The 12102-nt window shown below is 57.5% G+C and carries 11 protein-coding genes; 7 read left to right on the plus strand and 4 right to left on the minus strand.

The genetic code is table 11. The features are described 5' to 3' along the window. Window positions 1-170 precede the first annotated feature (170 nt). The gene (locus KP702_RS02475) at window positions 171-1739 is read left to right on the plus strand and encodes a 2-isopropylmalate synthase (protein WP_202206513.1); all 1569 of its coding nucleotides are present in this window, start codon (window positions 171-173) and stop codon (window positions 1737-1739) included. Between the two features lie 110 nt (window positions 1740-1849). Next, window positions 1850-2617, plus strand: coding sequence for a sulfite exporter TauE/SafE family protein (locus KP702_RS02480; RefSeq protein ID WP_215768449.1), 768 nt, complete (start codon window positions 1850-1852; stop codon window positions 2615-2617). Between the two features lie 19 nt (window positions 2618-2636). Here KP702_RS02480 and KP702_RS02485 read toward each other — a convergent pair whose 3' ends face one another. Both KP702_RS02485 and KP702_RS02490 read right to left on the minus strand, forming a co-directional pair. Beyond that, the gene (locus KP702_RS02485) at window positions 2637-3095 is read right to left on the minus strand and encodes a hypothetical protein (RefSeq protein ID WP_202206515.1); all 459 of its coding nucleotides are present in this window, start codon (window positions 3093-3095) and stop codon (window positions 2637-2639) included. A 44-nt stretch (window positions 3096-3139) separates the two neighbouring features. After that, the gene (locus KP702_RS02490) at window positions 3140-3397 is read right to left on the minus strand and encodes a hypothetical protein (RefSeq protein WP_202206516.1); all 258 of its coding nucleotides are present in this window, start codon (window positions 3395-3397) and stop codon (window positions 3140-3142) included. A 305-nt stretch (window positions 3398-3702) separates the two neighbouring features. Between KP702_RS02490 and KP702_RS02495 the strand changes: the two genes are divergently transcribed. The 5 genes from KP702_RS02495 to rodA all read left to right on the plus strand — a co-directional run bounded on the left by KP702_RS02495 (window position 3703) and on the right by rodA (window position 9447). Continuing rightward, entirely contained in the window at window positions 3703-4752 is a 1050-nt protein-coding gene (locus KP702_RS02495; RefSeq protein WP_007283695.1) for a rod shape-determining protein, read from the plus strand. 16 nt (window positions 4753-4768) lie between these two features. Further along, window positions 4769-5701, plus strand: coding sequence for a rod shape-determining protein MreC (gene mreC, locus KP702_RS02500; protein WP_202206517.1), 933 nt, complete (start codon window positions 4769-4771; stop codon window positions 5699-5701). A 4-nt stretch (window positions 5702-5705) separates the two neighbouring features. Beyond that, complete coding sequence (locus tag KP702_RS02505) at window positions 5706-6272, plus strand: hypothetical protein (RefSeq protein WP_046899733.1); 567 nt, start codon at window positions 5706-5708, stop codon at window positions 6270-6272. A 65-nt stretch (window positions 6273-6337) separates the two neighbouring features. Next, complete coding sequence (mrdA, locus tag KP702_RS02510; protein WP_202206518.1) at window positions 6338-8263, plus strand: penicillin-binding protein 2; 1926 nt, start codon at window positions 6338-6340, stop codon at window positions 8261-8263. Window positions 8264-8274: 11 nt separating this feature from the next. Then, complete coding sequence (gene rodA / locus KP702_RS02515; RefSeq protein WP_215768450.1) at window positions 8275-9447, plus strand: rod shape-determining protein RodA; 1173 nt, start codon at window positions 8275-8277, stop codon at window positions 9445-9447. 4 nt (window positions 9448-9451) lie between these two features. Here rodA and KP702_RS02520 read toward each other — a convergent pair whose 3' ends face one another. Beyond that, window positions 9452-10492 carry an L-idonate 5-dehydrogenase gene (locus tag KP702_RS02520; protein ID WP_215768451.1) on the minus strand — a complete coding sequence of 347 codons (1041 nt, stop codon included), beginning with the start codon at window positions 10490-10492 and terminating at the stop codon, window positions 9452-9454. A 101-nt stretch (window positions 10493-10593) separates the two neighbouring features. After that, window positions 10594-12087, minus strand: a complete 1494-nt coding sequence (locus KP702_RS02525; protein WP_252348489.1) for a DUF2075 domain-containing protein — start codon at window positions 12085-12087, stop codon at window positions 10594-10596. Between the last annotated feature and the right edge of the window lie 15 nt (window positions 12088-12102).

Genomic DNA, 12102 nt, shown 5'->3' on the forward strand with positions numbered 1-12102 from the left:
TGGGTTGCGCATGACGAAAGAATCGGACATTTTCCGTGCCCATGACATTTCTTTCGATCCTCTCGCTTCGACTTATCGGCCCCTGAACGCCACATCAAGGCGGGCAGCGTTCCGTTGCGTTCAGGGGATGACAGACCAGAAAATTTCCTGACCAGCGAGATGATCAAGACATGACTTTCCAACATCCGTCCTTCGGTACGATTTCCGACGACCGCGTTATCATTTTTGATACGACGCTGCGTGACGGTGAACAGTCCCCCGGTTTCTCCATGAACCTCGAAGAGAAGCTCCGCATGGCTCATGCGTTGAGCGCTCTGGGCGTGGACGTTATTGAGGCTGGCTTTCCGGTCGCATCCAAAGATGACTTCGAGAGTGTTCGCAGCATTGCGGAGCAGGTGCGTGGCTCTGTTATCTGCGGTCTGGCTCGCAGTGGTGGCAAGCGCGACATTGAGTCCTGCGGCGAAGCTCTGAAGGGTGCTGAACGCTCCCGTATTCATAACTTTATTTCCACATCTCCACTGCACATGAAGTATAAGCTGCGGATGGAGCCTGAAACGGTTCTGGACATTATTGCGTCTGGCAACCAGAAGGCCCGTCAGTACACGGATGACGTGGAATGGTCTGCTGAAGACGGTTCTCGTACGGACCCTGACTTCCTGTGCCGTTGTGTCGAAGTCGCCATCAAGAATGGTGCGAACACCATCAACATTCCTGATACCGTAGGCTTCGCAACGCCGGAAGAAATGCGACGCATTTTTGATATGCTGCGTGAACGGGTGCCGGGTGCGGATCAGGTGATCTTCTCCACCCATAACCACAATGATCTGGGCTTGGGTGTTGCAAATACGCTGGCCGCTGTCGAAGGCGGTGCCCGTCAGATCGAATGCACGATCAATGGCATCGGTGAGCGTGCCGGTAATGCTGCGCTGGAAGAAATCGTCATGGCGCTGCGGACGCGTCATGACCAGTACGGCAAGGTAACGGGCATCGAGACGCCGAAGCTGCTGGGCATGTCCCGTATGCTGGCGACGATCACGGGCTTCGACGTGCAGCCGAACAAGGCCATCGTTGGCCGGAACGCTTTCGCGCATGAAAGTGGCATCCATCAGGACGGTGTTCTGAAGAACGCTGCCACTTATGAGATCATGACGCCGGAAAGCGTGGGTTGGAACAAGAGCTCGCTGGTGATGGGCAAGCATTCCGGCCGTGCGGCATTCCGCGACAAGCTGGCTCAGCTTGGCTACCCGCCGCTGGAAGACGAGGCTCTGAACGCTGCTTTTGCCCGGTTCAAGGATCTGGCTGACAGCAAGAAGGTCGTGTTCGATGACGATATCTGCGCACTGGTCGATGATGAGAGCCGCGACCACGAGCGCGTTCATCTGATTTCTCTGGAAGTTGCTTCCGGCACCAAGCAGAAGTCTCAGGTCAAGCTGGAAATCAGCGTTGATGGCGCCACCCAGTATGCGGCTGTCAGTGGAAATGGCCCGGTTGATGCGGCATTCCGTGCCATCGGTGAGGCATTCCCTCATTCAGCAGAACTGGCGCTGTTCTCGGTGGCTAACGTCACGGAAGGGACAGACGCTCAGGCCCGCACGACGGTTCGTCTGCAGGAGAATGGTAAGCTCGTAGACGGTCAGGGTGCCGATGCCGATACGGTTGTGTCTGCTGTTCGTGCCTATATCCATGCCCTGAATAAGCTGCTCACCAAGCGCGAGCGGACTGAGCCTGAAGCACTCTAAGCTTCGAACCATGAGAGATCACCAATAAACTAATTAATATAGTTTATTGGTGATCTAGACAAAAATAACACGATTGATATTGTCTCCTTCTGAATTTGGAAGGGGCAGCTATGCCGCATTCGTGGCTTTATACGGCGTCGGGTCTATTTGTAGGCTTTCTGGTAGGCATGACCGGAGTGGGGGGAGGGTCCCTCATGACGCCACTGCTGATCCTGCTGTTCGGGGCAAAGCCTCAGTCAGCCGTCGGAACAGACCTGCTTTACGCAGCCGTTACGAAAATTGTTGGTACTGGCCTCAACCGCCATATGGGCGTGGTGAGCTGGAAGATTGTTGGCTGGCAGATGGCGGGGAGTCTCCCGGCAGGTCTGTTGTGCCTGATTTTCCTGCACCATGCGGGCATGTCCGACGCCGCGTCCCGTCTCATTCAGGTTGTTCTCGGTGTGGCACTGCTTCTTACGGCGCCAGCAATTTTGCTGAAGCCAAGGCTGAGAAAGTGGGCTGAAGGGCGTAAACCCCTGAGCGACCGGGCTGAAACGATTTTAACGGTTCTGCTTGGTGTTTTACTTGGGACGTTGGTGACGCTGTCTTCCGTGGGAGCTGGAGCTGTCGGCATGGCCGCCTTGACGATGCTTTATCCGCGCCTGACAACACGAACGCTCGTTGCAACGGATATCGCCCATGCAGTTCCGCTCACGCTGATTGCAGGGGGAGGTCACTGGCTGGAGGGCGCGGTGGATACCGCCGTCCTTCTGGCGCTTCTGATGGGATCCATCCCAGGTATTATTCTGGGGACGTTATGTGCAGGGAAATTGCATGAAGATACCCAGCGCTGGGTGCTGGGTATTCTTCTGGCCGTTATTGGTTTCCGGATGATCTGACATCCGGAAACCGTAAAGCTTAGTAGCCGTAGTTGCTCTGCTGAGGGTAACCGCCGTTGTTGTAGCCCTGCTGCTGAGGGTAGGGGTTCTGGCAGTTCGTGTTGGGTGGGCACTGATATTGCTGCTGCGGATAGGTCGGATACTGACCGTTCTGCTGCTGATATCCCTGAGGGTAGCCACCTTGCTGGGGGTAACCGTTCTGGTACCCGCCCTGCTGGTAGCTCGGGCGATTGGGCGCTGTAACGGCGCCCGTCGTTGCCCCAAGTGCGCCACCAGCAAGCGCACCAATGGCAGCTCCGCGACCGCCGCCGGCCAGTGCGCCGATGGCCGCACCTGCGCCGCCTCCCAGAAGACCGCCGCCAAGGGCGCGCGATCCCGGGTCATAGTTTCCCTGGCAACCGCCTAGGGAAAGAACGGTCGCAAAAGCGCCAATCAGAGCTACGCCCCGAAAAGCAGAGCGGTCGATAACGGACCTCATGTCACAAATCCTTAGAATTCATGGTCGCTAGCCCGATAACAGGCTCAGTAACCGTTCCGTGAACGCTGGCTTGGCGTGGTTGCTGCACCAACAGCAGCGCCTGTACCACCACCTGCGAGTGCACCGATAGCCGCGCCGCGACCGCCGCCAGCCAAGGCGCCGATTGCAGCGCCGGCACCTGCACCGACAAGGGCGCCAGAGCCTGCACGAGCTCCACTGTCGTACGGGCTACCGCAGCCCGCAAGAGCAGCGCCACAGAGGGTCAGGACGGCGATCAGGCGGGGAGTCTTGGTCATATTCATTTTTTATGTCCTGTTCTGTTTTGGTTTCTCCGACGCTTCCCCTGCTTTCGGAAAGGAATGTCGGATAAGACCATATAGTGGTAACGTGGAGAACGTGACTGAAGGGTGGCAAGATTGAGGCGCGGAAAGATTTTTTTCCATGTCCTGATCTCCCGTGATGAAAAGTTGTTCGTCGCTAATGACATTATCGGGACTGTTACCCTTGCTGAACGGCCTTTGCATCGTTAAGTCCACCCGCGGGGAGCCCGCCCCACCTTAACGATATATAATCTGTCTGCCGCACAGAGCCGCGCCAGGAGTTTTGGATGTTTTCTCGTCTGCTGGGTCTCATGTCTGCTGACATGGCGATCGACCTCGGCACTGCCAACACGCTCGTTTACGTTAAAGGCCGCGGTATTGTGCTCGATGAGCCATCTGTGGTTGCCATCGCTGAAGTGCGCGGCAAAAAGCAGGTTCTGGCTGTTGGTAACGAAGCCAAGCAGATGGTCGGGCGTACGCCTGGCAACATCACCGCCATCCGTCCGCTGCGAGACGGCGTTATTGCGGACTTCGAAGTCGCGGAAGAGATGATCAAGCACTTCATCCGTAAAGTGCATAATCGCCGGGCCTTCGCGAGTCCGCAGATCATCATCTGTGTTCCTTCTGGTGCGACGGCTGTTGAACGTCGGGCCATTCAGGAAAGTGCCGAGAGCGCGGGTGCCCGCAAGGTCATGCTGATCGAAGAGCCGATGGCAGCCGCAATCGGTGCAGGCCTCCCGGTCACTGAACCGTCTGGCAGCATGATTGTGGATATCGGTGGCGGAACCACGGAAGTGGCCGTGATCTCGCTCGGTGGCATCGTCTACGCCCGTTCTGCCCGTGTTGGTGGAGACAAGATGGACGAGGCCATCATCTCCTACATCCGGAAGACCTATAATCTTCTCGTGGGCGAAAGCTCTGCCGAGCGTATCAAGATCGAGCTTGGTGCCGCCATGATGCCGGATGATCCATCCAATCCGGATGGCCCCATCACGGAAATCAAAGGCAGGGATCTGATCAACGGCGTGCCGCGTGAAGTGATGGTCAGCCAGGCCCAGATTGCAGAAAGTCTGGCAGAGCCGGTCATGCAGATCGTGGATGCCGTGACGACAGCACTGGAAAATACGCCACCTGAACTGGCTGCCGATATCGTGGACAAAGGGATTGTCCTCTCCGGCGGTGGTGCGCTCCTGTACCGCCTCGATGAGGTTCTGCGTCTTTACACGGGGCTCCCTGTGACCGTGGCTGAGAATGCGCTGTCATGCGTGGCGCTGGGAACGGGTCGTGCGCTCGAAGAAATGCGCCGTCTGCGCAGTGTTCTGAGCAGCATGTACTGAACCCGGACACAGTCCAGTGTTCTCCATCCACACTCGGCAGGTGTTCGCAAGAGCAACTCTGCCGATCCTGATCCTCTTCGCCGTGGCACTGGTCCTGCTTGGGCTGGTCCGGCGGCCGGTAGTGGATGGGGCACGTCTGCAGGCTACCGATATTCTGGCGCCTGCTTATCAGGCTCTTGTTCTGCCGCAGACGAAATTGCGGGACTGGCTTGTGGATCTACGGGGTGCGACGGATCTTGCGCGGGAGAATTCCCGTCTGCGAGATGAGAACCGTGCTCTGCGGCACTGGTATGATGTGGCTGTGGCTCTGGCAGCCGAAAATGGCCGCCTGAAGAATAGTCTTCACTGGATTCCGGAAAGTATCCCCCAGTATGTGACCGGCCGTGTTACGCGTGATGATGGTGGGCCCTATTCACGCGCTGTTCTGCTGGATGTTGGCAGTGGGCATCAGGTTCATATGGGCGATGTGGCGTTGGATTCGTCTGGGCTGTTAGGGCGTGTCACAGAGGTCGGGCCTCATACGGTCCGTGTTCTGCTCATCAATGATGATGCCAGCCGAATTCCTGTCACGCTGGCGGCATCTCATGGAGATGCCATTATGGCCGGGGATGACACAGATACACCCCGACTGATTTATTACCCGCAGGACCATCATCCCATTGAAGGGGAACGTGTGGAGACGCGTGGGCAGAGCGCGATGCCTGCGGGCCTTCCAATTGGAACAGTTCATTACCTGGCTCCCAACCGGCCGGTTGTGATGCCGGACGCTGACTTGCGCCGTCTGGATATCGTGCGCGTCTTTGACTACGGAGACGACGGCGGCCAAGCCCCTGATGCGCCAGGGCGCGTCAAGATCCGGCGTCCTCCTTCAGAACCTGCGTTGCCGGGTGGATTGTCGTTCCCCAAATTACCGGGAATGTCTGAACCTCTGGGGAAGGGAGGGCAATAATCAGATGGTTGCCGAAAACTCCACCCCCCATTTGCATTCTGCCGTTGAGCCGAAACAGACGCTCCGCCGCCGGCTGGACATGTTTGTTCGCGCGGCGATGCCGTCTCTGTTCATCATTCTGGTTGCGGTTCTGCTGTCTGCACCGTTTGGAATTCCCGGGCAGGCAGAACTTCAGTTTGGCATCGCCATGTGTACAGTCTGGTTCTGGGCCTTTAGTCGCCCACGCTCCATGCCTGCTCTGGCAGTCTTTGTGTGTGGACTCGTTCTGGAGCTGTTCAGTTTTGGTCCGCCGGGTGCCATCCTTCTGTCATTGCTCGTGATTTACGGAGTGGCCCATCACTGGCGCTATGGGTTGTCCCGCTTGGGATTCGTAGCCTGCTGGCTGATTTTCAGCTTTCTGGCGGCGCTGGCATCCTTTTTTCAGTGGGCTCTCGTCTGTCTGCATGCATTTGCGCTATTATCGCCCGCACCGGGCCTCTTTCAGGCTGCGCTAACAATCGGTATCTATCCCAGTCTTACCGCGCTGTTTGTCTGGGGCCGCCGCACGTTTGCCAATCCCGATCAGGCCTGACGGCGCATTTTCGCGCTCTCCGCGCAAATCGCCGCTTTCTTTTCCGGACTTGAACGCCTGACCTGATGTTTTCCAGAAAACGCCCTTTTCGGACCCTGCTACGCTCGCGAAGCCAGGACGTGCCTGTTCGCTCCGGGCGTGGCGTCTTCACGCGTCGTGCCCTTGTAGTGATGGCGGTCCAGGCTGGTGTTCTGGGGGCTCTGGGGCGACGACTTTATAATATTCAGACAGTTGAGGGCGACCATCTCCGCCAGCTTGCGGAGCGTAACCGTACCAGCAAGCGTCTGCTGGCCCCCGCACGCGGAACCGTCCATGACCGCTTTGGTGTGGCCCTTGCTGATAACAAGGTCAGCTGGCGCGCGCTCCTGATGCCAGAAGAAACGACTGATATCGCTTCTGTCATCGAACGGTTTGCACAGATTGTGCCGCTGGATGAGCATGATCGGGCACGCATTGAGCGCGATCTGAAGCATGTTCATAAATATGTCCCGGTCACGCTCCATGAGTTCCTGTCATGGGATGACATGGCGCGGATTGAGCTGAATGCGCCTTCATTGCCGGGTGTTCTCGTCGATGTCGGGTCCACCCGGCTCTATCCATTTCAGGACCTGACGGCACATATTGTCGGTTATGTCGCTCCGCCGAATGAAGACGATGTGGCCAAGGACACGACGTTGTCTCTGCCTGGGATGCGCGTGGGGCGGGCTGGCATAGAGCAGACGCAGGAATCGGTTCTTCGAGGAGAGCCGGGATCTGTGGAAATGGAAGTCAACGCTCTTGGGAGAGTGATTGGCGAAATTGACCGGGTGGAAGGCCAGCAGGGGGAGGACGTTCGCCTGACTCTGGATGTCGGGCTCCAGTCAAAGGTCTTAGAACGTCTTGGTGATCGCGTCGCCAGCTCCGTGGTCATGGATTGCCGGAATGGTGAAGTGCTGGCGATGGTCAGTACGCCGTCTTTCGATCCCTCCCTGTTTGATTCCGGCGTTAGCCATGCGCAGTGGAATGAGTGGGCGAATGACCCGCGGACGCCACTCGTAGACAAGGCTGTTTCCGGGCTGTATCCGCCCGGGTCCACCTTCAAGCCAGCCGTGGCGATGGGCGCGCTAAAGGCCGGCTCGGTCACACCGCAAGACCGTTTCAATTGCCCCGGCTATTTCGACATGGGTGGCGTGCGGTTCCACTGCTGGAACAAATGGGGACACGGCATGATCAACATGCGTGAAGCCCTCAAATTTTCCTGTGACGTTTATTTTTACGAAGTAGCCCGCCGCTGTGGCATGGACCCGATCAAGGCCGTCGGGAACGCTATGGGGCTAGGTGTGAAACTCGACATTGAGCTGCCGCATGTCCGCGCTGGTGTCATCCCGACGCCGGAATGGCGACAGCAGCACGGCTTTCACTGGAATGGCGGTGATACGGTGAATGCGGGTATTGGTCAGGGTTTTGTGCAGGTCACGCCCTTGGCGCTTGCAACCTACGTATCCCGGATTGCTTCAGGTCGAAATGTTCAACCGCATCTGATCCGCGCAACGAATGACCAGATTTCCGGACTGGCTTCTTTGGATGCCGCTCCGGCAGTGGATATCCCGCAGGAACATTTGAATGTTGTCCGCGCAGGTATGTTCGCGGTCGTGAATGAGCAGCATGGTACGGCCCCAAAAGCCCGTTTGGATCTGCCCGATGTCCAGATGGCGGGGAAAACCGGGTCAGCTCAGGTGCGGCGTGTGTCCCGGGCTTTGCGTGAGTCAGGGCATTTTAATTCCATGAGCTTGCCGTGGGAGTATCGTCCTCATGCGCTGTTCATTTGTTTCGCCCCATATGATGACCCCCGATATGCAGTCTCGGTTGTGGTTGAACACGGCAATGCAGGCGCAGATGAAGCCGCTCCACTGGCCAAGCAGATCATGACAGATACTTTGCTTCGTGATCCATCCAATCAATCCAGGCCTCCCGGGCAGACTGTGGCGCAGGCAGAACCGGAGCAAGGGTGAGGGGCGGTGTCATGAATACATTTGGCTTTCTGAAATCTGACAAGCGGCTTCTGCGTGCTGAGCCTGATTTCCGCCCTATGGCCCGGCTGCTTCAGGTCAACTGGCTGTATGTGCTGCTGGTCTGTTTGCTGGCGGGTGTTGGGTATGTGGCGCTGTATTCGGCAGGTGGCGGATCAGCCAAACCTTTCGCTGGGCCGCAAATGGTTCGGTTCGGTTTTGGATTGGTCATGATGATTGCCGTGGCGCTGGTCAGCCCACGCATTCTGCGTCTCATGTCTGTTCCCGTCTATCTGTTCTCCATTGCCCTGCTCGCCCTCGTGTTGCGAATGGGGCATGTGGGTAAAGGGGCGGAGCGCTGGATTAACCTGGCGGGGATGCAGTTTCAGCCGTCTGAATTTGCCAAGATCGGCCTGGTCCTGATGTTGGCAACATGGTTTCACAGAATTGGAAACGAGCGGATGGGCAATCCGCTACGTCTCGTTATCCCCGCCATCCTGACGCTATTGCCTGTCGTTCTGGTTCTGAAGGAGCCCAATCTCGGGACGGCGACCATTATTGGCGTGATCGGGGCTACGCTGTTTTTCGCGGCTGGAATGCGGCTTTGGCAGATTGTTATTCTTGTGGCGCCCATCCCGTTTCTGGGAAAGTTCATTTACGGCCATCTGCACGATTATCAGAAGGCCCGGATCGATACCTTCCTGCACCCCGAGCATGATCCGCTGGGGGCAGGTTATAACATCATCCAGTCCAAGATTGCCTTGGGCTCTGGTGGCATGTGGGGCGAGGGATACCTGCATGGCAGTCAGGGGCAGTTGAACTTCCTGCCAGAAAAGCAGACGGACTTCATCTTCACCATGATTGGTGAGGAGTGGGGTTTTGCAGGCGGCATAGCCGTCATTGGTCTGCTGACGGTTCTAACGCTAGGCGCCACGTTGATTGCTATGCGGAGCCGCAATCAGTTCGGGCGACTGCTTGGGCTGGGCATCGCGATGGATTTCTTCCTGTACTGTGCCGTCAATTTGTCGATGGTGATGGGCGCTATTCCGGTCGGTGGTGTGCCGCTCCCGCTGATTTCCTATGGCGGCTCAGCCATGCTGACGATGATGTTCGGCTTTGGGCTTCTGATGTCAGCCTGGGTCCATCGTAATGAGCGTGACCCAGGGTTTGAGGACGAAGACGACTGATCCCTTAGAGCTCCAGGAGAACCTTGGAGGAGCTTTTGCGGTCCAGCGAGGCGTCGAAAGCGTCTCTGTACTGAGCCAGCGGAAAGCTGTGGGTGATGAGACCGTCCGCAATCCATGGATTATCCGCAAGGATTTTCAGTGCCTCTGCGAACTCTTCATCGAAGCGGAATGTCCCTCGATAGTCGATTTCGCGCGCAATAATCTGCCCTAAGGGAGCAGGCACGTCGCCCGGTGGGAAAATCCCGACCTGTACGAGGATTCCGCCCTTCTGCGTCTTGGCAATTGCGGTTGGTAGGGCGGGTATGACTCCGGTGGCCTCAAAGACGATTTCGTACTCTTCATCATGACTGTTACGGCCGGTGTTGACGGTCGTGGTCGCGCCCAGTTTACGAGCAACATCGAGTGCAAAGTCCTGAAGATCGGTTGCCACGATCTCTGAAGCTCCTGCGACCTTAAGGCCCGCGACAATCAGGGCGCCAATGGGACCCGCCCCCTGAACCAGGATGCGTTTGTCCTTAACATCGCCAGCGCGAGAGATGGCATGGAGCGCGACCGAGAAGGGCTCGGCAAGGCTGGCACGTTTCACGTCCAGCCCCGATGGCAAGGGATAAAGCTGGGATGTTTCGACGACCATCTCGCGCCGGAAACCGCCATCCGTATGAGGAAGAAACGCGGCACTGCCAAAAAAGCGCATGTTCCGGCACAGGTGCTTCGCCCCACGCTCGCATTCGGGGCAGTGTCCACACGGGCGAGCCGGATGGATGGCGACAGCGTCGCCGATCTTGAAACGTGTTTCGTCCGGGCTGACAGCTTCCACAACTCCGGAAACCTCGTGACCAAGAATCATCGGCTCCCGCAGAACGGACGCTCCCGCACCGCCATGCAGGAAGTAATGCATGTCCGACCCGCAGATTCCCCCCCAGGCTGGACGGACCAGCACCTGACCCACCTTAAGCGGTGGAACGGCTACTGTCTCTAAACGCAGATCACCCTTTTCATGAATAACCAGGGCTTCGGTCGTCTGAGGGGCGGAAAGGCCGGGCATGGCAGTGCCTCTTTCATCTGAGCAGCGTGAATGACGTTACTCAGATATGGCCGATCTTGTGCGCTAAAGGCAGTCACGTTTGGGAGACGCGGGTCGCCTGATTATTTCCTCATACATCCAGAAGGCATCTGTCGATTGTTTGAAGAGTTTCCGCACTTTTTTAAGGGTTCAATGCCACACGCTAGTAGGAAGTCAGCAATGCCATTCAGTGTTTCCGGGCAACGTGTCGGATCATCGGGATTACCTTCCGGCACCCAGATGACGGTCTCATAGCGCGCACGGGTCAGCAGCACGCGATAGGTATTGAGGGACCAAAGGGCTTTTTCCGAGGACTTAACGGTCTGCCATGTGGTCCCGCTAAAGCGCCGGGGCTGCCAACGTTTTGGATAGCCTGTACGGATGAGATCTCCATCCCAGCAAAGGCCGACAAAATCCAGTTCCAGACCCTGGATGGCAAATTGAGTGGCAACAGTTTCCAGCGCATCAGAGGCCCGAACGTCTTTGTCTGGAACCCAGCGGTTCAAAAACCATTGAGCGACCGCGTTAGAGTCCATGTGAGCCAGTTCTGCACCGAGGCCTTCCGCACGCAATCGTTTGGCTTGAGAGCTGGCAATCAGGCCGCAGCGATAGGTCAGGCGGGCTCGTTCTCGCAGGGCTTTGCGTAGCTCTGGCAGGCTTCGTGTCAGGCGGAATGGAAGACTGGCGTTCTCCGCTATATTGCGCGCGCGAGAGACATTGCCTTCCAGTACGGCATTCACCCATCGGGGTGTTGCAGTGTCCCGAAGGGAGCGAACCGGCACTGTGAGGTGGAGGGAGGGTTCTTTTTGAACCGGTAAGGACGGAGGCAGAGTGGTGAGGCCAGGGGTAGAACTGACAACATCCGGCGATGCGTGGATCTGCCATTCAGGGCGGCTCGCCAAAGCGTCTCCCCAGCAGGCCATTCCGCCTTCACCGTCATGAATTTCCTGCCCTTGTCCGATAAGGCAGATGATGGCGGCAAATCCGTCATGCCGGTGCATGATGTCGAGGAGATGCGCCGGTTCAGACTGCGTTAGCTTAACTGGCCGCTGTGCGCTTTTGCGAATGGCCTGATCGGCGTTCCAGGAACGCTGGGCTTCGTCGATGACCATGATCCGTTCTGGCGGGCACTCTGAGGTGCGCCCAACATGGTAATCCCGGAATTTGGTCAGGGACTGAATGGTGGATTCCATGCGCTGTTCTACGGCTGCGCGTTTCTGACCCTGTGCCACGGCATCACGGGTCAGCGCTTCACGCAGAACATGGACGAGCGTTGGGTTGCCCGTGAGGAAAGTGGCGGAGTTATCGGGCTCCGCCGTGCCGAAGGCAGCCTTGAGGCCGCAAAGCGTTTTCCCGGCGCCAGGAATGCCCGAGACAAAAATGATTGTTTTCTGGTGCTGTTTTCGCGCGGTTTCAAGGAGTTCCGTGATGCGGTCTGACGTCAGGGTCAGATTGGTCGCGTCTGCTCTCGCTGTATGGATATCGGCAACGCTGTGCGTGGAATAGATGAGGCGAGCCGCTTCAACGATACTTGGGACGGGATTGTAGGGGGCCTCTTCCCAGTCCTCTGGTCGCATGGGCGCTACGGAGTG

Origin of the sequence: Gluconobacter sp. P5B12 (genome assembly GCF_018812035.1) — a bacterium.
In the GTDB taxonomy this organism is placed as follows: domain Bacteria; phylum Pseudomonadota; class Alphaproteobacteria; order Acetobacterales; family Acetobacteraceae; genus Gluconobacter.

What these genes read in the sequence shown, in the direction of transcription:
- KP702_RS02475 (WP_202206513.1), top strand. Translation starts at nt 171, where the DNA reads ATGACTTTCCAACATCCGTCCTTCGGTACGATTTCCGACGACCGCGTT.
- KP702_RS02480 (WP_215768449.1), top strand. Translation starts at nt 1,850, where the DNA reads ATGCCGCATTCGTGGCTTTATACGGCGTCGGGTCTATTTGTAGGCTTT.
- KP702_RS02485 (WP_202206515.1), bottom strand. Translation starts at nt 3,095, where the DNA reads ATGAGGTCCGTTATCGACCGCTCTGCTTTTCGGGGCGTAGCTCTGATT.
- KP702_RS02490 (WP_202206516.1), bottom strand. Translation starts at nt 3,397, where the DNA reads ATGAATATGACCAAGACTCCCCGCCTGATCGCCGTCCTGACCCTCTGT.
- KP702_RS02495 (WP_007283695.1), top strand. Translation starts at nt 3,703, where the DNA reads ATGTTTTCTCGTCTGCTGGGTCTCATGTCTGCTGACATGGCGATCGAC.
- KP702_RS02505 (WP_046899733.1), top strand. Translation starts at nt 5,706, where the DNA reads ATGGTTGCCGAAAACTCCACCCCCCATTTGCATTCTGCCGTTGAGCCG.
- mrdA (WP_202206518.1), top strand. Translation starts at nt 6,338, where the DNA reads ATGTTTTCCAGAAAACGCCCTTTTCGGACCCTGCTACGCTCGCGAAGC.
- rodA (WP_215768450.1), top strand. Translation starts at nt 8,275, where the DNA reads ATGAATACATTTGGCTTTCTGAAATCTGACAAGCGGCTTCTGCGTGCT.
- KP702_RS02520 (WP_215768451.1), bottom strand. Translation starts at nt 10,492, where the DNA reads ATGCCCGGCCTTTCCGCCCCTCAGACGACCGAAGCCCTGGTTATTCAT.
- KP702_RS02525 (WP_252348489.1), bottom strand. Translation starts at nt 12,087, where the DNA reads ATGCGACCAGAGGACTGGGAAGAGGCCCCCTACAATCCCGTCCCAAGT.